This is a genomic window from Sediminibacterium goheungense (assembly GCF_004361915.1).
In the GTDB taxonomy this organism is placed as follows: Bacteria; Bacteroidota; Bacteroidia; order Chitinophagales; family Chitinophagaceae; genus Sediminibacterium; species Sediminibacterium goheungense.
The window spans coordinates 23511-44468 of the sequence record NZ_SNWP01000016.1 but is presented as its reverse complement, the minus strand read 5'-3'; the positions used below and the strand labels follow the sequence as shown (position 1 = coordinate 44468).

18 protein-coding genes are annotated in these 20958 nt (G+C 41.6%); 11 read left to right on the top strand and 7 right to left on the bottom strand.

Annotated elements, in window-relative coordinates; genetic code table 11:
- Nucleotides 1–99: 99 nt before the first annotated feature.
- The gene (locus BC659_RS16270; protein WP_133475645.1) at nucleotides 100–1230 is read right to left on the bottom strand and encodes a PepSY-associated TM helix domain-containing protein; all 1131 of its coding nucleotides are present in this window, start codon (nucleotides 1228–1230) and stop codon (nucleotides 100–102) included.
- A gap of 4 nt (nucleotides 1231–1234) precedes the next feature.
- Nucleotides 1235–3622 (bottom strand): TonB-dependent receptor, encoded by a 2388-nt coding sequence (locus BC659_RS16265; RefSeq protein WP_133475644.1) that lies wholly within the window; start codon nucleotides 3620–3622, stop codon nucleotides 1235–1237.
- 303 nt (nucleotides 3623–3925) lie between these two features.
- Between BC659_RS16265 and BC659_RS16260 the strand changes: the two genes are divergently transcribed.
- The 4 genes from BC659_RS16260 (at nucleotide 3926) to BC659_RS16245 (ending at nucleotide 7722) form a co-directional block, all read left to right on the top strand.
- The gene (locus BC659_RS16260) at nucleotides 3926–5557 is read left to right on the top strand and encodes an acyl-CoA carboxylase subunit beta (protein ID WP_133475643.1); all 1632 of its coding nucleotides are present in this window, start codon (nucleotides 3926–3928) and stop codon (nucleotides 5555–5557) included.
- A gap of 91 nt (nucleotides 5558–5648) precedes the next feature.
- On the top strand, nucleotides 5649–6437 hold the full coding sequence (locus BC659_RS16255; RefSeq protein ID WP_133475642.1) for a PhzF family phenazine biosynthesis protein: 789 nt from the start codon (nucleotides 5649–5651) through the stop codon (nucleotides 6435–6437).
- On the top strand, nucleotides 6434–6919 hold the full coding sequence (rnhA, locus tag BC659_RS16250; protein WP_133475641.1) for a ribonuclease HI: 486 nt from the start codon (nucleotides 6434–6436) through the stop codon (nucleotides 6917–6919). Before BC659_RS16255 ends, rnhA begins: the two co-directional genes overlap by 4 nt.
- Nucleotides 6920–7074: 155 nt before the next feature.
- Entirely contained in the window at nucleotides 7075–7722 is a 648-nt protein-coding gene (locus tag BC659_RS16245) for a Dph6-related ATP pyrophosphatase (protein ID WP_133475640.1), read from the top strand.
- A 54-nt stretch (nucleotides 7723–7776) separates the two neighbouring features.
- Here BC659_RS16245 and BC659_RS16240 read toward each other — a convergent pair whose 3' ends face one another.
- Nucleotides 7777–8343 carry a DUF6580 family putative transport protein gene (locus BC659_RS16240; RefSeq protein WP_133475639.1) on the bottom strand — a complete coding sequence of 189 codons (567 nt, stop codon included), beginning with the start codon at nucleotides 8341–8343 and terminating at the stop codon, nucleotides 7777–7779.
- Nucleotides 8344–8393: 50 nt separating this feature from the next.
- Complete coding sequence (manA, locus tag BC659_RS16235; protein ID WP_133475638.1) at nucleotides 8394–9647, bottom strand: mannose-6-phosphate isomerase, class I; 1254 nt, start codon at nucleotides 9645–9647, stop codon at nucleotides 8394–8396.
- Between the two features lie 61 nt (nucleotides 9648–9708).
- On the opposite strand from manA, the gene BC659_RS16230 reads away from it, so the two are divergent.
- The gene (locus tag BC659_RS16230; RefSeq protein ID WP_133475637.1) at nucleotides 9709–10068 is read left to right on the top strand and encodes a YraN family protein; all 360 of its coding nucleotides are present in this window, start codon (nucleotides 9709–9711) and stop codon (nucleotides 10066–10068) included.
- Between the two features lie 63 nt (nucleotides 10069–10131).
- Nucleotides 10132–10950 (top strand): 4,5-DOPA-extradiol-dioxygenase, encoded by an 819-nt coding sequence (ygiD, locus tag BC659_RS16225; protein ID WP_246027157.1) that lies wholly within the window; start codon nucleotides 10132–10134, stop codon nucleotides 10948–10950.
- 4 nt (nucleotides 10951–10954) lie between these two features.
- Here ygiD and BC659_RS16220 read toward each other — a convergent pair whose 3' ends face one another.
- Nucleotides 10955–11455 carry a YkgJ family cysteine cluster protein gene (locus tag BC659_RS16220; RefSeq protein WP_162847449.1) on the bottom strand — a complete coding sequence of 167 codons (501 nt, stop codon included), beginning with the start codon at nucleotides 11453–11455 and terminating at the stop codon, nucleotides 10955–10957.
- Nucleotides 11456–11848: 393 nt separating this feature from the next.
- On the opposite strand from BC659_RS16220, the gene xerD reads away from it, so the two are divergent.
- Complete coding sequence (gene xerD, locus BC659_RS16215; RefSeq protein WP_133475635.1) at nucleotides 11849–12751, top strand: site-specific tyrosine recombinase XerD; 903 nt, start codon at nucleotides 11849–11851, stop codon at nucleotides 12749–12751.
- 39 nt (nucleotides 12752–12790) lie between these two features.
- On the opposite strand, the gene BC659_RS16210 is transcribed toward xerD, so the two are convergent.
- Nucleotides 12791–14776, bottom strand: coding sequence for a vWA domain-containing protein (locus BC659_RS16210; RefSeq protein WP_133475634.1), 1986 nt, complete (start codon nucleotides 14774–14776; stop codon nucleotides 12791–12793).
- Nucleotides 14777–14839: 63 nt separating this feature from the next.
- Here BC659_RS16210 and BC659_RS16205 point away from each other — a divergent pair, with 63 nt between their 5' ends.
- The 3 genes from BC659_RS16205 to BC659_RS16195 all read left to right on the top strand — a co-directional run bounded on the left by BC659_RS16205 (nucleotide 14840) and on the right by BC659_RS16195 (nucleotide 17653).
- Nucleotides 14840–15424: an RNA polymerase sigma factor gene (locus tag BC659_RS16205; RefSeq protein ID WP_246027156.1), complete on the top strand. Its 585-nt coding sequence runs from the start codon at nucleotides 14840–14842 to the stop codon at nucleotides 15422–15424.
- Nucleotides 15417–16730 carry a hypothetical protein gene (locus tag BC659_RS16200; RefSeq protein WP_133475633.1) on the top strand — a complete coding sequence of 438 codons (1314 nt, stop codon included), beginning with the start codon at nucleotides 15417–15419 and terminating at the stop codon, nucleotides 16728–16730. Before BC659_RS16205 ends, BC659_RS16200 begins: the two co-directional genes overlap by 8 nt.
- A 74-nt stretch (nucleotides 16731–16804) precedes the next feature.
- The gene (locus tag BC659_RS16195) at nucleotides 16805–17653 is read left to right on the top strand and encodes a DUF2911 domain-containing protein (protein ID WP_162847448.1); all 849 of its coding nucleotides are present in this window, start codon (nucleotides 16805–16807) and stop codon (nucleotides 17651–17653) included.
- Between the two features lie 121 nt (nucleotides 17654–17774).
- On the opposite strand, the gene BC659_RS16190 is transcribed toward BC659_RS16195, so the two are convergent.
- Nucleotides 17775–19034, bottom strand: a complete 1260-nt coding sequence (locus tag BC659_RS16190) for an aminotransferase class I/II-fold pyridoxal phosphate-dependent enzyme (protein ID WP_133475631.1) — start codon at nucleotides 19032–19034, stop codon at nucleotides 17775–17777.
- Between the two features lie 134 nt (nucleotides 19035–19168).
- Between BC659_RS16190 and pafA the strand changes: the two genes are divergently transcribed.
- Nucleotides 19169–20815, top strand: coding sequence for an alkaline phosphatase PafA (gene pafA, locus BC659_RS16185; RefSeq protein ID WP_133475630.1), 1647 nt, complete (start codon nucleotides 19169–19171; stop codon nucleotides 20813–20815).
- Nucleotides 20816–20958: the final 143 nt, after the last annotated feature.

Here is a 20958-nt window from a genome sequence, read left to right as displayed (position 1 = left end):
CACTAAGATAAAAAGTAGTATCTTTATAGATAGTTAATTTTAGCCATTAGCCATTAGCCATTAGCCATTAGCCATTTCTTATTTCTTATTCCTTATTCCTTATTCCTTATTTCTTATTTTCCTCTTCCTTCTTCCCCACCAGATTAAAAAACCGGTAACAGGAAGACTGGCGCATATCAGGCTGGCAGAGAAAGCAAGTATTTTTCCGGGCATACCACCAATGGCTCCTACATGGATATCATAGTTGGCAGCATAGATACGCTCTCCGAAATTTTTATCTTTTACAGTTGTTGTTATTTCGGTGGTCGTAAAACGGTCAAAATACCGGAACTGTCTTTTGTAATAGGTTTTTCTTTCCGGATTATAGGTAACCATAATGGCATCTGCATTTTTTTGAGGCAGGCTTATTTGCAGCATCCCTTGTATAGGGGTATAATCTCTTATCACTTTTACCCATACCTGATCTTCCGGTGCTTTCAGTGAATCCGTAAGAAGAACAGTGGTATCTGACAAGGGGCGTTGATTAGGTTCAAAATTTTTGCCACCACTTACTACATAAAAATATCCTTTCTTAAACCATTCAAAACCATAAACCATACCCGTAACCGCTATCACAAAAGCAACCACCAATACATAAAAACCCAGTACATTATGCAGATCATAATTCACTCTTTTAAAACTTGCTTTTCGGTTGATGGTAAAACTTTTTTTTCTATTAGCCTTGTTCCATCTTTTCGGCCACCACATGATAATACCACTAATCAGCAGGAATACAAAAATGAGTACAATGATATTGACTACAGGTTTTCCGATAGCTGGTGGTAGCCATAAATAGAAATGACCTTTTAATACCTGTCGAAAAAAATCACGTTCAAGTATTTTTTCTTTCAATACCTCTCCCGTGTATGGATTGAGATATAAATAAGTAAACCCCTGTGGCTTTTTGGTATAGGTAACGGCAGCAGCTTCACCGGGCACACCGTACTGCACGCCGGCAGCAGGCACACCCGATTGCTTTTCTGCGATGCCCCTTAGTTGCGAAGGCAATAAGTAAGGTTGTTTTTTGATAGCAACAAACCGATAGGGTTCTGTGTAGTCACGGATATCTCTTTCAAAAACATAGATACAACCGGTGATGCTGATGATGACTATAAAAAATCCCACCACAATACCCAACCATAAATGTAACCAGTCATTGATTTTCAGGAACAGGGTTTTACCGTTTGCCATTTGTTTACCATTTAAATGAAACGTTCAGAGAAAATCTTCTTGGCATCTGTGGTTCAACCGTTGTCCAGCCACTCCAGAATTGCTGATTGGCAAGATTATCAAGTTTCAATCCAATTCTGAAAGCCGGCTGTTCATAAAAGAGAGTAGCATTCATCACTGTATAGGATGGCAGTGTAAAAGCACCGGTTACCTGGGTATTGGTGATCACATTTTCTGATGCATAATTACCACCAAAGCCAGCACCCAGACCATTCCATTTTCCTTTTCCTGTCCGGTAACTTAACCAGAGATTTGCGAGGTGTTTGGGGCCTGCCGTTACGGGTCGCAGGTTCAGTATATTTTTATCGGTCTGCTCATTAATGGCGTCATTGTAACTGTAACCGGCTACCAGGTTACAACCTTCGAAAAGATTGGCAACTATATCTGCCTCAAATCCCTTGCTACGGATATTACCATCCTGTACACTGAAACCCACCAATACAGGGTGTGGTCTTGTTACATTGTTTACGAGAATATTATAATAGGTAAGCGTACCGGTAATTTTACCTCCCAGCACTTCTGTTTTAATACCTCCCTCCCACTGATTGGCCTGCTGGGGTTTGAATATGCTGACATTGCCATCTGGTTGTGTAAGGGGTGCTACATTGGAGAAGCCATTCATGTAATTTACAAATACACTCATATGCTGAGGTATCAGTTCATAGGTAGCACCGAGTTTTGGGGAAAAAGCGGTTTGTGCAAAATTGCCTGTGGTTGTATTGGTACGCTGATTGTAAGTACCACGATTATCAAAACGATCTAATCTTAAAGATGCCATTACATGGAAAAGTGGTGTGATATCCAGCATATCTGAAATATAGGCACTGTATGTATTTACCAGTGTCTGGTTTTTAGTGGTGACACCTCCGGCTAATTTTTGATCAACGGCAGCTCTGTTCAGATTTGCATAGCGGGCATCGTTACGTTTATAGTTTACCGTATCAAATGTGATATAAGGCATATTGGCATTGTTACCGAGATTGCTCAAAAAATCGATGCCGATCACTACACGGTTACGAAGCTTGCCGATATTGAAATCACCTATAAAATTCTGTTGGATATCAGTAAGGGTATTATATGCATTTTGATTGGTGATAAGTCTTGCCAGAGAAGTATCGCCAGGTAGTATACTCAGGTAAGAATAATAGCCAACCGACTGTCTGTTACTTCTCGATAACAATGTTTGTGATACCCAACCTTTACCCAGTTTATATCGAATGGCGGCATCGATATTTACCAGCGGATTTTTTATGGTAAGGTCATTACTGGTATACGATCGTGAATAATCGATACCCATATCCTGCGGACGGAATACTTTTAAGGCAGTGGTACGTGTGAGAAATAACATTTCTGCATTGGTTTGTTCGCTGGACATAACACCCACATTAAGGTCAAAACTCAGTTTATCATTCACGTTATAGGTAAGAGATGGGGCTATAAAAAAGCTTTTTCGAAAGCCTGCATCCTGCCAGCTGTTTTCATAATGATACGCTGCATTGGTGCGTAATAACAATTTGCCCTCTTTATCCAATGGTGTATTGATATCAGCGGTAAGTCTTGTTAACCCATAGGAACCGCCGGTGTAACTGATTTCCCCTCTGGTTCCTGCCTGTGCTTTTTTAGTAACCACATTAATCAATCCACCAAAAGAAACCAGGCTACTGCCAAATAAAGTACCCGATGGTCCTTTAATCACTTCAATACGCTCAATATTAGCGGGGTCGGGTGAGCCATTGGTAGCCCCGGCTACCCCATTTACCACGCGTGCCTGAACAGAAAATCCACGAAGGCTGTAATAACCACCCCCATCACTTGCCCGGCCGGTGGAAGTCCATAATTTATTGACTCCAGGTGCATTTTTCAATGCATCATCAAAATGAACTATGACCTGTTCTTTCATCAATGCAGCGCCCACTACACTATATACTTGTGGATTCTCCAGGTTCTTTAATGGCATTCTTGCCACCATCTCAGTTTGCCTGTTACCAAAGCGTATTCCTGATTTTACGAGTACTTCTTCCAGTTGTTGGGCACTTGCTTCCAGTTGAGCAGAAAGTGTGGTTTCTTTATCTGCTATAACTGTTATCTTTTTTACCTGGTTTTCATAACCCAGCAATGAAATCTCAATACTATATTCACCCGGTAAAAGATTCATAAAAACAAACACACCATTTTCATCGGTAATCGCTGTTTTATGAACTGTATTTATTTTTGCTATAACACCTGCTGCTCCACTACCTTCTTTGGTTGTTATGGTACCGCGTACAGATCCTTTTCCATATTCATTTTCATTTGCCCATGTTGCCTGCACAAGTAAAAGCAGGAACCCTAACATACATCCGATTCTTTTCATACTGATTGTTTGATTTGCGGGCAAAATTGTGTGTGCAGATTTTAGTAATGCTTCTCTATCGGGAAATCTGTTTACGAGAAAAGAAAACTGACTTTGTAGTGACAATACAGATAAGAAACAAAAATCCTGCTTCATATTTCTTATTCCCTTCGACTACCCTTCGATTACGCTCAGGGCAGGCCATGTTTCCTATTTCTTATCCTCACTACCCTGAATATTTTTTACATTCAGTATTCTAAACTCTTTATTCATGATTCATTCATCCTTTTCCTCTTATCTTTACAAAAACTAACAATTGTTCGTATGACTGATATGGCATTTAACCGCAATGAAGACTGGATGAAACTTTCACTTGGCCAGGTACAGCAGCATTTTGATAAGATTAAGCTGGGCGGCGGGAAAAAGTCGATTGAAAAACAGAAAGAAAGAAAAAAACTCACCGCCCGTGAGCGGATTGCTTATTTGTGTGATAAAGACCAACCATTTATTGAAATTGGCGCCTTCGCGGGTTTTGAAATGTATGAAGCTGAAGGAGGTTGTCCGGCAGGTGGTACTGTAGCGGGCATTGGTTATATCAGTGGAAGACAAGCCGTTATTGTTGCGAATGACCAGACGGTAAAAGCGGGTGCATGGTTTCCCATCACCGGAAAGAAAAACCTGCGGATGCAGGAGATTGCCATGGAGAATAAATTACCCGTCATTTATCTGGTAGACAGTGCGGGTGTTTTTCTGCCTATGCAGGATGAAATATTTCCTGATAAAGAACATTTTGGCCGCATCTTCCGCAACAATGCCAGGATGAGCGCCATGGGTATTACACAGATTGCAGCCGTTATGGGGGCCTGTGTGGCAGGTGGTGCTTATTTACCCATTATGAGCGATGAAACACTGATGGTGGAAGGCAATGGCAGTATCTTTCTGGCAGGTGCTTATCTGGTGAAAGCAGCCATCGGTGAAGACATAGATAACGAAACCCTGGGTGGTGCTGTTACCCATACAGAAATCAGTGGCATTGCCGATTATAAATTTAAAACAGAAGAAGACTGTCTGGATCATATCAAAAAACTGATGTCGAAATTAGGTGCACAACCCAAAGCCGGGTTTGACAGGATAGCACCACTTGACCCGAAGAAAAATCCGGATGAATTATACGGCATTATTCCTGAAGGCAACCTGAAGCCGTATGATATGCTGGATATTATCGAACGGATTGTTGATAACAGTGAGTTTGAGCAATTCAAACAGGATTATGGCAAAACCATTCTTTGTGGATATGCACGCATTGATGGTTGGGCCGTTGGTATTGTTGCCAATCAGCGACTGATCTGCAAAAACAAAAAGGGTGAAATGCAGATTGGCGGTGTTATCTATAATGACAGTGCCGATAAAGCAGCCCGCTTTATCATGAACTGTAACCAGAAAAAAATTCCACTGGTTTTTCTGCAAGATGTGACAGGCTTTATGGTTGGTAGCAGAAGTGAACACAGTGGCATTATTAAAGATGGAGCCAAGCTTGTGAATGCAGTAGCCAATTCTGTAGTACCCAAGATTACCATCATTGTAGGCAATAGTTATGGTGCGGGTAATTATGCCATGTGTGGCAAAGCTTATGATCCACGTTTTATTTATGCATGGCCCTCTGCCAAAATTGCCGTAATGGGTGGTGAGCAGGCTGCTAAAACACTTGCCCAGATTCAGGTAGCAGGTATGAAAGCGCAGGGAAAAGAAGTAGACAAAGTGCTGGAACAACAACTGCTTACTGAAATCAAGGGCAGATACGAAAAACAAACAACCCCTTATTATGCTGCAGCAAGGCTATGGGTTGACGGAATCATTGATCCGATAGAAACCAGAAGAGTCATTGCAGAAAGTATTCATGCAGCCAATCACCAGCCTGAAATGAACAGTTTCAGCACTGGTGTTTTTCAGGTATAGCAGTCTTCTGCTTGGTAGGTAGATGAATTATGAACAACGGTATCATTTGTTTGTCTGAATCCGTTTACTTTGTCGTTTAATCATTTTTCACATGAACCCCTATCCTATTTATACTGTTGATGCTTTTACAGATCATGTTTTTGGCGGTAATCCCGCAGCGGTTTGTCCGCTCGAAACCTGGTTATCTACCGAAACCATGCAACAATTGGCGAATGAAAACAATTTATCGGAGACTGCTTTTTTTGTGAAACGTTCCGATGGCGATTATGATATCCGCTGGTTTACACCTGAACTGGAAATAGACCTGGCTGGTCACCCAACTTTGGCAACAGCTTATGTTTTGTTTCATGAACTGGCTTATCCAACAGATGAAATACGTTTTCATAGCAAGAGTGGTTTACTCACGGTGACCAGAAAAGGCGAACTTATGGAAATGAATTTTCCTGCACGTATGCCTGTAGCCTGTGATATACCGGCTCATTTACTGGAAGGATTCAGCATCAAACCCCGCGAGGTATTGCGCTCACGTGATTATTTCCTGGTTTACGAATCGGAAGAAGAGGTTTTGAATGCAGTACCGGATTTTGTAGAACTGAATCAGGTGGAAACGCTGGGCATTATTATCACCGCCAAAGGAAAGGAAGCTGATTTTGTATCCCGTTTTTTTGTTCCCAATTCAGTTATCGGCGAAGATCCTGTTACCGGATCCGCACACGCTACACTGATTCCATACTGGGCCAACGCACTTCAAAAAGATAATCTGAAAGCCCTGCAGCTTTCCAAACGCAGGGGCGATTTATGGTGTGGCATGCAGGGCGACCGCGTAACGATTGCGGGCAAAGCTGTATTATACATGAAAGGATCATATTATATTCAATGAGCGAACAACAGGGGCATCAACTGATCATTTATACTGATGGTTCTGCCAGAGGCAACCCAGGTCCGGGCGGTTATGGCATTGTATTATTATGGGGCAATAAGAAAAAAGAACTATCAGCCGGCTATCGGTTTACCACCAATAACCGAATGGAACTCATGGGTGTAATTATTGCGCTGGAATCGCTAACCAAAAAAAATATAGCCGTTACTATCTACACAGACAGCCAGTATATTGTAAACTCGGTTGAAAAAAAATGGCTGGATAACTGGATCAGAACAGATTTTAAAGGTGGTAAAAAAAACAAAGATCTCTGGTTAAGATATAAAGCCATTGCCATTCATTTCAAAATCAGATTTATCTGGGTAAAAGGCCATGCCGACAATCCATGGAATAACCGTTGCGATGAACTGGCTACTGCGGCAGCAGATGGACGGGATTTATTAATTGATGAGGCGTTTGAGAGAGAGCATTTGTCCGCCTAACACGGATGAAAATTTGTCCGCCTTAGGCGGATGAAAATGAGTTTAATTTATACGCTGCTAACAAATAGTTTTATAGTTCATCATAAAGTGATTTTAACTGTCTTTCCCTCTGGGAAAGCAGTCCTACATTTACAAATTTCCAAATTTTCAAATTAATGAATTCGCTTTCTTCCTGGAGTGGTGGCAAAGACAGTTGCTTTGCTTTGATGAAGGCAAAAGAAGCCGGTATGCAGCCGGCTGTGTTATTGAATGTAATGAATGAGTCGGGTAAGATTTCACGTAGTCATGGCATACCGGAGTCTATTTTGCAGGCACAGGCCAAAGCTGCGGGAATACCCATTCATCTGATCAGCAGTAGCTGGCAGGCGTATGAAAAAAATTTTATTGATGCACTCAGTTCTTTAAAAGAACAGTATCAGTTAACAGATGCTGTATTTGGCGATATTGATCTACAGGCCCATAGAGACTGGGAGGAAAAAGTGTGCACGAGTGTAGGGCTTCGGGCATATTTACCTTTATGGCTGGAGGATAGAAGAAAGCTGGTTTTTGAAATGCTGGATGCCGGCATAAAAACCATGATCGTTAGTTGCAACGCTGTAATGGGCCCCTCTTTTCTCGGCAAAACCATTACACCTGAACTGGTAGACGAGTTGGAATCATTGGGTATCGATGCCTGTGGTGAGAATGGTGAATTTCATACATTGGTATACGATTGCCCATTATTTATACATCCCTTACAAATAGCTGTAACACGTGAACTTGAACATGATAACTACTGGTTCTCGGAACTGGTACTGGTATAAAAGAAAAAGGTTTGTCTATCCGACAAACCTTTTTCTTTATGTGTTGAACGGGTATTATTTTACCAGCTCTTTTTTGGTATTGTTTTGTTGTAAGAGGTAATAGCCACCAAACAATATTGCTGAGAACACAACGGTTGCGATCAGGCTATTTCCATAAAAAGGAATGGCATCTGCATAACACTGTAATAAGCCATCAAAAGTTTTAGGACGATTTAATCCACCGCCGCCTGACCAAACCATAAAATTGGAAACCAGGAAGAAAGTGGTTGGTGATGCCATAGAGGCTGCCAGTACCTGAACAGGCTTTCCACTTTTCAGGAAGAATCCGAAAAATGTTAATGAGGTAAACAGCAGGTAATTCTTCCACTGACCTGTATAAAAACCCTGTATTTCAGTAAGCCCATTGATATAGAGTGCCTGGTACAATAAGTCTGAGAGAAACATGGAAATCAGGGGTATAGCAAAGGCCCATTTCTTATCTTTTACAAATAAAGCCCCGGCGAAGAGTGCAATGGCAAACTGTGGGGCAAAACCCCAGGGTCTGTTAGGCATAGCACGGTATACAGCACTAAGAAAAACGGTCAATACAAGCGAAATAACAAGCGAACGATTCAATTTCATTGTGGAAGATTTCAGGGACAAAAATAAGTCTTCTGGAGAAAGTTACCGTTTCAATTTTCCTCATATTGTGAATAAGCACTATTCACAGGAACAAATGCCTTACACAGCTGTGTCTTACCAGAAGTTCTGAATTGATAAGCATTGTCGGGGAATACAATAAATGCCTCCCCTTTCTTTCTCACTATTTCATTATTTATGATGACCCCTCCTTCCAGTACCATCCATATTTCAGGCCCGATGGCTTTGTCTTCAAATAAAGCTCCTTCCTTCAGGTGAAGGGAAGCCAATGCGAAATCAGGTACAGGAAAATGAAAAATGGTTTCGCCATCCTTTAAAGGCGTTCCTTTTACAATCTGAGGGGTAACAGGTTCAAAACGCATATTGGCCAATAATTCAGGCACATCGATATACTTGGGTGTTAGTCCACCACGCAGCACATTATCACTATTCGACATCAACTCAATGTTTTGTCCTTCCAGATACGCATGCGGGATACCTGCTTTTTGAAATATGGCTTCCCCGGGTTGCAACTGAGCTATATTGAATAAATAAATAGAGAATACGCCTCTGTCGATGTCGCCAATTGGATTTTCGTTATGATAATATTTGGCCACCCACCATCCGGGGTCATTTTTGGTGAGCAATCCTTCTTTTTTTCTTCTGACTTCTCTTTTAACAAGCGGCATTAAAAGATTGGTAACCGACAGTTGATCCATTTCCATGATAAAGCTGTACAAAGATGCCAGCCCTTCTCTTTTAAACAGAGGCAATAGAACCTGGAATTCGCTTGTTTCAGCCAATATGGATTCGATTTGCACCTCTTGTTTAAATCCATGTAAAAGCCAAAACTCACTGATTGCCAGCATTACTTCTGGCTTATGATTTTTGTCTTTATAATTACGGTTAAAAGCATTCCTTGCAATACCCAATTGATCTTCCCGTGCATAACCCGCTTCGGCAACTGCTTTTTCCGGGTGTACCTGTATAGATAACATCTGGTTTACATCCATGATTTTTAGGAGGTAAGGGAGTTCTCCGAACTGTTTGTAGACGGAAGAAGACAATGCTTTTTCGGGATATTGCCCCATAAAAGTATCCAGCAAAACAGGTTCATTGCCATTCAAAACAGTGGCCACCCCAAGCGGATGCACCCCGAGCCAATATTCAGCAAAAGGGCGCTTTTCTTCATTATTTATCCCCAGAAGTGACGGCAAATAGCTAAAGCCGCCCCATTCGTAGTGTTGAACTTTACCTTGTAGCGGATAAATAGTATAGGATGGGGTCATTTCAATTACCTGGTTCATTTTTTAAATAACGTTGAAATCTGTCAAAATCATATTCCCCTAACCAATTTTTAACGAAACTATGCAACCAACCAACCAGCAAACAGGCCAGCAGGGCGAAGAAATGGCAGCCAGCTTTCTCGTTGCCAAAGGATATACCATTACTGAAAGAAACTGGCGCTTCCGGCACTGGGAAGTGGATATTATTGCTTTCAAAGACCGAAAACTTCATTTCATTGAAGTGAAAACGCGGACTTCTCATCGTTTTGGCAAACCCGAAGAAAGTATATCACGTGAAAAAATGAAACATATGAGAAATGCCGCTGAAGAGTACCAATACCTTCATCCGGAATGGAAATACATTCAGTTCGATGTGATTGCCGTAACAATAGCAGATCATGAGGCCAAAGAAATTTTCCTCATTGAAGACGTATATTTCTGATCGCATCTTTTAACTTCTCGATACAACTATATTTTTATAACTTTAATGTCTAAACATTAAATATTGAATACTTCTGCCTTTTCTTCACTGATTTCCCGTACTAAACAAACCGTAAGAATGCCGGCTTTATTTGTTGGTCACGGCAGTCCTATGAATGCCATCGAATACAATGAATTTGCCAGAGGCTGGAAAAACATAACGGAAAAGATCCCAACTCCATCCGCCATTTTATGCATTTCTGCGCACTGGGAAACTCGAGGCACTTATGTAACAGCGATGGAAAAACCAAGGACAATTCATGATTTTTATGGCTTCCCAAAAGCTTTGTTTGATGTTGAATATCCTGCACCGGGAAGCCCCTCACTTGCCCAAAGCACCATTGAAGCCATACAGTCTGAAAAGGTTCAGCCCGACCGGCAATGGGGTCTGGATCATGGCTGCTGGAGCATTTTACATCATATGTACCCCGATGCTTCGGCACCTGTGGTGCAACTCAGCATGAACCAGTTACAAAAACCTGAATGGCATTATGCGTTAGCAAAAGAATTATCTGTTTTACGGAACAAAGGTGTATTGATTGTTGGCAGCGGTAATATGGTACATAACCTGGGCGTTATGAACTGGCGAAGTCCTGAACAAGGTTACGATTGGGCCATTGAAGCCAATGAACACTTTAAGCATCTGATCGTAGAGGGTAATCACCACCAACTTACAGCTTACCAGCAATTGGGCGCAGCAGTTCAACAGTCTGTACCCACACCGGAACATTTTCTTCCCCTACTTTATTTACTGGGATTACAAGAAGAAAATGACCAGCTTCAGTTTTTTAATGATAAAACCATCTTTGGTTCGATTTCCATGACTTCTGTTATGATAGGCTAAGAGCTCAGGATAGCTGTTGCATCATCTTTTCTACCATCTTAAAAGTGGCAGGGCAATAGGATACGTTTTGCTGGTGAACGTGAATATAATCAGTCATTTTTTTCTTCTTCAAGTGCGGGAAACCAGCACAGTCTGCAGGGCGCACTTCATAGATCGCACACATATTCGTGGTAAGATTCAAAAACTGACAGGGTTGTTTGGTATTCATCCAATCTCCATCCTCTTCATCGAAATAGAGCCATTTTTCCTTAAACTCCTTCGGTGTCATACTGAAATGTGTCGCTATGCGTTTAATATCACTATTGGTAAACGTAGGGCTCATGGTTTTACAGCAGTTTGCACAGGATAGACAATCGACTTCCTTCCACACTTCTGCATCAATGGTTTCTGCTATTTTATCTAAATGCCTTGGGGGATTTTTTTCAATCTTGCCTAAGAATTTTTTAAATGCTTTCTGATGATGTCTTACTTTCTGTTTGAACGAACGAAGGTTTACTGGCTCCATGTACAACGATAATGATGATTTCTGTTTGCAATATCGGTGAGCAACTGCGTTATGCCAAATCATTTTATGCAAACTGCCAGGTTTCTTTATTTATCCCGATTATTGTCAGGGAATATAAGCTATGAACTATGTGCTGCGGGCCTTGATGAAAGTTCATTTTCAGGCTATCTGCTACTTTATAGTAAATCCCGGTGCTTCCGGATTATTTTATGTGCTATACAGATTAAAAGAAATACTTTACATGGATAGGTAGGTTTTAACGGGCCATAGTGATTTATGCATGCTTTATGTGTAATGCCCCTACTAATCTCTATTTTTACGTAACGAAAGCCAGCTATATGTTCATTAGTTCCACATTTTCAAATTTCCAAATTTTTAAATGCTAAGATTCTCATGTGGGACGCTTATAAAAAAGGATTCAAAGCTTTTCTTCGTCTTGAGAAATCATTAAGTGATTTGTCGGTAGAAGCTTATTTGCGGGATGTTGATAAACTTACACAGTTTCTCGGAAAAGAGGAAGGCTCGCGCCCACCAGCTGACATCACTTTAAAAGACCTGCAGGGTTTTGTAAAATGGATTGGGGAACTGGGCATGACTGCTACTTCGCAGGCCAGGATTATTTCGGGTATCAGGAGTTTTTATAAATACCTTCTGACAGAGCAGATGGTTACCGTAGATCCGACTGCTTTACTGGAGACCCCAAAAACAAAAAGAGCTTTACCAGATGTATTGAGTTTCGAAGAAATTGAAAACATCATTGGTCAGATCGACCAGAGTAAACCCGAAGGTGGCCGCAACAAAGCCATTCTTGAAACCATGTACAGCTGTGGACTGAGGGTTAGTGAAGTGATTGGTTTAAAAATTTCCTGCCTTTACCTCGATGTTGGTTTTATACGGGTGATTGGTAAGGGTGACAAAGAAAGACTGGTACCCATTGGCTCTGATGCTGTGAAGTTTATTAAGTTATACAAAGACAATATCAGGGTTCACCAGCCGATGGTAAATGGCTTTGAGGATATTCTTTTTCTGAATGCCAGGGGTAAAGGATTGTCAAGGGTGATGATTTTTTATATCATCCGGGACCTCGCCAAAAAAGCTGGTATTGCTAAAAATATTTCTCCGCATACTTTCCGCCATTCTTTTGCTACGCATCTGGTAGAAGGCGGTGCTGATTTACGTGCTGTTCAGGAAATGCTGGGGCATGAAAGTATTACCACGACAGAGATCTACACCCACCTGGATCGTGATTTTCTGCGGAACACTTTACAACAATTTCATCCTGCATTTAAAAAATAAGTCTGACCTGTTTTACCAGACCAGACTCCCTCATTTTACTTATTCGAAAACACCATTATTTGTCTGTGTTTTTTGCAACGCTATTTGCTGTGCTTTTTCGACCAACTGAATAAACTCCCTTCTATAACCTTCTTTATCTGTACCCAAAGCAGATTTTGCCAGGGCCAGCGTTTGATCAAAGTCTGCACTACCCTTATAGGCAGATCCGCGCAGGGTTAATCCGAAAGAAGCCACCGCAGCTGCAAACCGAAGATTGTTGGAAGCCTGAGCGAATTTTACAGGTGCATTTTTTACCACTTCTGTTATTAATTTACTTTGTTCGCCATCGGGCTCCTTGTACCTGAGCTTTATGGTAACGCGTTCATCAGTATTTGCGTAATTTTTTTCAGGCTGTTTTTGTGAATCTTTGTGCTGGTATTTAAGAGGATCTACAGATACATGTGCAGGAATTTCAGCATCCGGAGGTACCAACTCATAGATCGCTGTTACGGTATGTCCGCTTCCCATATCACCCGCATCCTTCTGGTCATTATTAAAATCTTCTTTAGCCAGCATACGGTTTTCATAACCAATAAGCCGGTAGCCTTTGACATGCCTTGGATTAAACTCTATCTGTAGTTTTACATCTTTTGCTATGGTATAGAGTGTTCCTCCAAATTCACTGATCAATACTTTTTTGGCTTCAGCAATACCATCAATATAAGCATGGTTGCCATTACCCTTATCTGCCAGCTTTTGCATTTTAGCATCCTGGTAATTACCCATACCATAACCCAGTACCGTTAAAAAAATGCCGGATCTTCTTTCCTGCTCAATCATGGTTTCCAAAGCCGCATCACTTGTTTGTCCTACATTAAAATCGCCATCGGTACAAAGTATCACCCGGTTATTTCCTTTCTCTTTGTATTGTTCCCTGGCTACTTTATAGGCCAGCTGAATACCCGCCCCCCCCGCTGTAGCCCCCCCCGCTTCCAACCTGTCGATCACTTCTTTTATTTTGGTGCGATATTCCCCACTCGTGGCAGGCAATACCAGTCCAACACTACCTGCATAGGTAACAATGGATACTTTGTCTTTAGGTCTTAACTGATCAGCCAATAGTTTCAGTGAAGCTTTAACCAATGGTAATTTGTTTTCTGCATACATACTACCACTCACATCTATCAGAAAAACAAGATTAGATGCCGGCAAATCGGTTAGATCAATCTGCTTACCCTGTAAACCCACCAGCATCAGCTGGTGCTTTTTGTTCCATGGGCAATCTGTAATTTCTGTATTGACACTGAAGGGCTGGTTTTCTTTGGGTTGCGGATATTGATAAGAAAAGTAGTTGATCATTTCTTCGATTCGTACTGCTCCAGCAGGTGGCAACTGATTATTTTGAATAAATCGCCTGAGATTACTGTAAGATGCAGCATCCACATCAATGGAGAAGGTAGATAAAGGCTGTTCTGTAACGGATTGAAATGTATTTTCGGTTATGGCATCATAGCCTTCCCGGTTAAAATTCTTTTCATGATCATGCATTCTTCTTTTTGGGTCGTGCCATTCATCTTTGAATGGCTTACCGTTCCCCTTTACTACCGTTACCCCAGCAACTGTACCCTGTAATTGCTGAGAAATATTTGAAGCGCTATACTGATGAACAGATGAGGGTATAACAACAGATCCGGTCATATCCATTTTCCTTTGTTTGGCATATGCTGTAACCACTACTTCTGTTAATGCTTTCGAATCGGCCTTGAGTACCACCAAAATAATTTGCGATTGAGTAACTTTCAGTTTCTGTTCCTTAAATCCGATAGCCATTACCGTAATTTCGGTTTTTTCTTTATTGACTTTTAACCTGAATTTTCCCTCGGCGTTGGTTTCCGAGACATTCTTTGTATTGGTTTCTATAACACTGGCAGCTACTACCGGCATTCCCTTTTCATCTTTCACTATACCCTGAATAAATATTTCAGCAGGTGTAAAACCCATCACTGCCACTGACAGCAACAGGAAAGCAATCATCAGGTATTTCATAACATTTTTTTTATAGGATGCTTATGTAATTCTGATTACACACGCATCTTAAAAAAAATTATCTTGTCGATCAGAATGTTACCGGCCGCGCACATAGAAAAAATTTCACCTGCTACTGATGAGCAATTAATCCTTGCGTATCAGCAAACGGGTAATCAGGAACACCTGGCCGTTCTTTTTTTACGTTACAGCGACCTTGTATATGGAACAGCACTTAAATATGTAAGAGATGCGGATCAGGCCAAGGATGCTGTAATGAATATTTACCAGGAGCTGGTACAGAAACTACGGAGCCATGAAGTAGCTCATTTCAAAAGCTGGCTCTATGTGGTTACAAAAAACCATTGCCTGATGTGGCTTCGGAAAAACAAAAAAAATATTACCATAGCATTCCAACCTGAATTTATGCAATCGGGGGAAGATGGGCATCTGGATGATTTACTGGCAAAAGAGCAACAATTTAAAAAACTGGATAACTGTGTAAAATCCCTGCAGGATGAACAACAGCATACCATTCGCTTGTTCTATCTGGAAGGGAAGTGTTATAAAGAGATTACAGCATTGACGGGTTTTGAATGGGACAAGGTTCGCAGCCTGATACAAAACGGCAGAAGAAATCTAAAAAAATGTATGGAGAAAAATGCCTAAGGATCATACATATCGTTACGATTTTTCAGTGATTGAAAAATACCTGAGGAGTGAGCTTTCTCCTGCAGAAATGCATGGACTGGAGAGAGCTGCGTTAAGCGACCCCTTTCTTGCAGATGCCCTGGAAGGATACCAGGATGCTGATTTGGATCAGGGCCGGCAGCACCTGATGGATATACGTCAGTTGGTTGCAGGTGAAAAAGAAAGCGGCAAAATGGTTCCTTTGCGAAAACCAGGTGCCCCATGGTTGCAAATGGCAGCCATCTGTATACTATTGGCAGGTGTAGGCACGATAGTATGGAAATTCAACCAGCCAGTTCCTTCCCCGAAGCTTGCCAGTGCAACTGTTTCCAACAAAGACAGTATGCAGGATGTATTTACGCCATCACCACAGGTTTCCGATAAAGACACACAAAGAAGTTTATCAGAAGCTGCCGGAAAAAATACACTCATTGCGCAGACGGCTCCTCCTTCTGTTAAGGAAAAGGAACAGCCAACTACCGTGCTGAAAGATGTTTATACCCATAAACTGCAGGAAGCAGCAACCATATCTGAGAATATACAAAAAAAGGCATTAACCGATAGCATGATGCAAGACCAATTAATGCGAAGCAGCGCTGCTACCTTAAGTAATAGAACAGTAATAAGTCAGGCATTGAGCGGTAAAGTTGCCGGGGTACAAGTACTCCCTGCTTCACCATCTTATGTTTTGAAAGGTAAGGTAGTAGGCTTTATGCAAAAGCCTTTATCCTATGCTACTGTTCAATTTACGACTGCAGGTGTACAAAAAGCCATTACAACCTATTCAGACGGATCATTCCAGATCAATAGCAAGGATAGTGTGATGAATGCTACTGTAAGCGCACTGGGTCACCAACCTGTAACCCTCAACCTGTCAGCTGCTGCCAATAATTTTGTGGCATTGAGGCAAGGATCTGAGACATTGAATGAAGTGGTGGTAGTTGGATACGGAAGAGAAAGAAAGACTTCTTTTACAGGTTCGGTAAGTAAAGAAAATGCGGTGAAGGATACTACCAGCATTCGTCCGCCGGGTGGCATTGACGCATTCATACTTTTGATCAGGCAGCAATGGCAAAGACAACAATGGGACAGTTCGGAACTCAAGGGTAATATTGAATGCATACTTTCGTTCAACAGTAACGGTTACATAACTAAAGTTAGCTTTACAAAAAAACATAGCCGACTGTTCAAGAAAAGATTTACAAAACTTCTAAAAACCGGGCCTTCCTGGGAGAAAACGGAAACTTTATCTGCAACAGACCATAAAGTTGTTTTATCATTTTGATTCTGCCATTCCTGTATTATATCGTTTTTGTTATATAAAAAAATTAGGTTTGCAATTCTAAAACGATGATTAGTATGAAAAAACTTTTATTGCTTGCTGCCACATTTTGCAGCATCCATGCATTTGCGCAAATAAGTATGCCTCAGCCCAGTACCACGCAGCGTATTACTCAGGCATTTGGTATGGGTTCTATAGAGCTCACTTATTCGCGTCCGAATATCAATGGCAGAAGCCTGCTGAAAGAAGGCAGCGATCTGGCCCCTTTAAACAAATTATGGCGCACAGGTGCCAATGCAGCTACCCGTTTACGATTTACAGACAATGTAACCATCGGTGGTAAAAAACTGGATACCGGTTCATATGTACTGTATACCATTCCGGGTAAAGACAACTGGGATGTGATTCTGAATAAAGGCCTTGGCAACTGGGGTACAGATGGATATAAAGAAGCGGAAGATGTGGTTCGCTTTAAAGTAAAAGCTGATAAAGCAGCCGGTAATACCGAAACTTTTACCATGCAATTCTCCAATATTGCTCCTGAAACCTGCGATCTGAATATTGTATGGGGAACTACCGCCGTAAGAATACCCATCAGCACCAATATCAAGGATCGTTTGCGTGCACAGGTTGAGAAAGCCCTCAGTGCAGAAAAAGTAAATCCAAACGCTTATTTTCCTGCTGCCAATTTCTATTATGAAATGGATAAGGACTTGAATAAGGCCCTGAGTGCAGCAACCAAAGCAACGGAAGCCAACCCGAACGGTTACTGGATTTTCCTGCTCAAAGCCAAGATTCAGCGCGATCTGGGTGATAAAGTAAGTGCCAAAGCCAGCGCAGAAAAATGTATTGAACTGGCCAAAGCCGCACCTTCACCCAATGAAGAATACGTAAAATTGGGAACCGAACTGATCAAGAAATTGTAGGGCTTTACCCTTACGCCTTTTCATAAAATAAAAAGCCGCACCATTATTCATGTGCGGCTTTTTTTATGAATTCTTCTACACTTTCTTCATTCCTTATTCCTCTGTTTCGTATTCCGCTGTTTTACTTCGTTTCCGCCATATCAGGAATAGCTTCCGCCTTATAGGCACCTGCGTCCAGTTTTGCCTTGGTTTCACTGAATGCCTTCAGTGTTTCTTCAATATCCTGATCGGTGTGCGCTGCGGTAGGAATTAAGCGATAAATGATATGTCCTTTCGGAATAACAGGATATACCACAATCGAGCAGAATATATGGTAGTTCTCACGCAGATCCATTACCATCGCAGTAGCTTCTTCTACCCCACCCTTCATGTAAACAGGTGTAACAGGTGTATCTGTTTTACCGATATCAAAACCTCTTTCTTTCAGACCATTCTGCAGTTTCATCGCATTGCTCCAGAGTTTTTCTTTCAGCTCCGGCATGGTTCTCAGCATATCCAGTCTTTTGAGATTACCCACTACAATCGGCATGGGTAAGCTTTTAGCAAAGATCTGAGATCTGATATTGTAGCGAATGTAATCAATGATGATTTTTGGACCGGCCATAAAAGCACCGATAGATGCCATGGATTTCGCAAAAGTTGAAAAATAAAGATCAATGGCATCCTGACAACCTTGTGCTTCACCAGCGCCGGCACCTGTTTTACCAAGTGTACCAAATCCATGTGCATCATCCACCAGTAACCGGAACTCATATTTATTTTTCAGTTCAGCAATTTCTTTCAGTTTACCCTGGTCACCGGCCATACCAAACACACCTTCTGTAATAACCAGGATACCGCCTGTTTTTTGCTTCTCAATTAAAGCCGTTGCTCTTTGCAATTGTTTTTCACAGTCTTCTATATCATTATGCTTGAACACATAACGGTGGCCGGGATGCAGGCGCAGACCATCAATGATACATGCATGGCTTTCCGCATCGTAAACGATCACGTCATGACGACCACAGATGGCGTCAATAGCACTCATGATACCCTGATATCCGAAGTTCATGAGGATCGCATCTTCTTTTGATTCAAATTCAGCCAGTTCTTTTTCGAGTTGTTCATGGTAATTACTGTTACCACTCATCATACGGGCTCCCATAGGAAGTGCCAGACCAAATTGCTGAGAAGCTTCTGCATCTGTTTTACGTACTTCCGGATGATTGGCCAGTCCGAGATAGTTATTGAGGCTCCATACAATCATTTCTTTTCCACGAAAATTCATGCGGCCTCCTATTTCACCTTCCAGTTTAGGGAAAGCAAAGTAACCATGCGCACGTTCGCGGTGCTGACCAATCGGACCATAGTTCTTAACCAGTTTCTCAAAAATGTCTGCCATATTATTAAATTATTACTTTGTTTCTAAATTGCCGCAAAAATAACCTTTTCATAGCGAAGGGGCAAGGGCATTTATTCACGCTGCCTTATCTTCACACCCGATTATTCAGCTTCAACTCAGCAAAATTGCGTCACATGAAAAAAATATTCCTGATATCTGCCCTTATCCTGCTCATCAATAAAGGTTTTAGCCAGAACAGCACAAATCCTGCTTCTTCAGGTATTTCGCGCCCTAAACTGGTAGTTGGGTTAATGATAGACCAGATGCGCTGGGATTATCTGTACCGTTACCAGAACCGCTATGGGAAAGGGGGATTCAACCGTTTGCTGAACCAGGGCTTTAGCTGTGAGAATACTTTTATTCCTTACACTCCTACTGCTACGGGCTGCGGACATGCCTGTGTTTATACCGGAACCGTTCCTGCCATCAATGGAATTACCGGAAATAACTGGTGGGACAGCAAGCTTCAAAAAAGCATGTATTGCGTAGAAGACAAATCAGTGAAAACAGTAGGCTCAGACAGTCATGACGGAGAGATGAGTCCATTTAACCTCGTGAGTAATACGGTAACGGATGAACTGCGCCTGGCCACTAATTTCAGAAGTAAAGTGATTGGCATTTCAATCAAAGACCGTGGTGCTATTCTTCCTGCCGGACATTCAGCCAATGCTGCTTATTGGTATGACGAATCGAAAGGGGTATTTATCAGCAGCACCTATTATATGACTGACCTACCACAGTGGGTAAAAGATTTCAATGCCAGAAAATTACCGGATGCTTATTATAAAGAGGGATGGAAAACACTTTATCCGATAGATACTTACACGCAGAGTTCGGCGGATGCAAAGGATTACGAACGCATGGAGCTTGGCCCTAAAAATACATTTCCGTACGACTTAACATCTTTTATCGGCAAGGACTATTACAAATTCCCTCACCTGCCTCAGGCTGCCACTTATACCTTTGAAATGGCAAAAGCTGCGGCTATAAATGAAAAAATGGGAAAGAGTCAGGAGACAGATTTTCTGGCTGTAAGTATATCTTCTCCTGATTATGCTGGTCATACTTTTGGCCCTAATGCCATTGAACTGGAAGACACTTACCTGAGACTGGATAAAGATATTGAGCAGTTCCTGAATTTTCTGGATACACAGGTTGGCAAGGGTAACTATCTTTTGTTTCTTACAGCAGACCATGGGGCAGCACATGTTCCGGGATTTCTTAAAGAACATAACCTGCCAGGGGGCTCTATTCCATTGGGTACTATAGTAAGAAAGGTGAATGCAGAATTACAGTCAAAATATAAACTGAAGAACGGCATTATTAATTCAACCTATTATAATCTTGCCCTCAACCACAAAGAAATCGATTCATTAAAACTGGATACCGAAGAAATCAAATCAGTGATTATTTCAATGATGGAAAAAGAAGAAGGTATTTACCGTGTAGTGGATAAAGAAGAGCTTGGGGAATCGAACCTGCAGCAAACCATACGTGAACGCCTGATCAATGGTTATTTCCCTTACAGAAGTGCTGATTTACAGGTAATACCCCGACCTAACTGGTTTAAGGATAACAGCAAAGGAACCGATCATAGTGTCTGGAATCCATACGATGCACATATTCCATTGGTATGGTATGGATGGAAAGTGAAACCCGGCAAAAGCTATAAAGAAAGATACATGACCGATATTGCCGTAACGGTAGCTGCCATGCTCAGTATACAAATGCCCAATGGTGCTGTGGGTAAAGTGATTGAGGAAGTTGCGGGCGGGAAATAGCGAATGGTCAATGGTCAATGGTCAATGGTCAATGGTCAATGGTCAATGGTCAATGGTCAATGGTCAATGGTCAATGGTCAATGGTCAATGGTCAATGGTCAATAAACGAAACTTGACCCCGACAATCAATATTGTGTAAACAC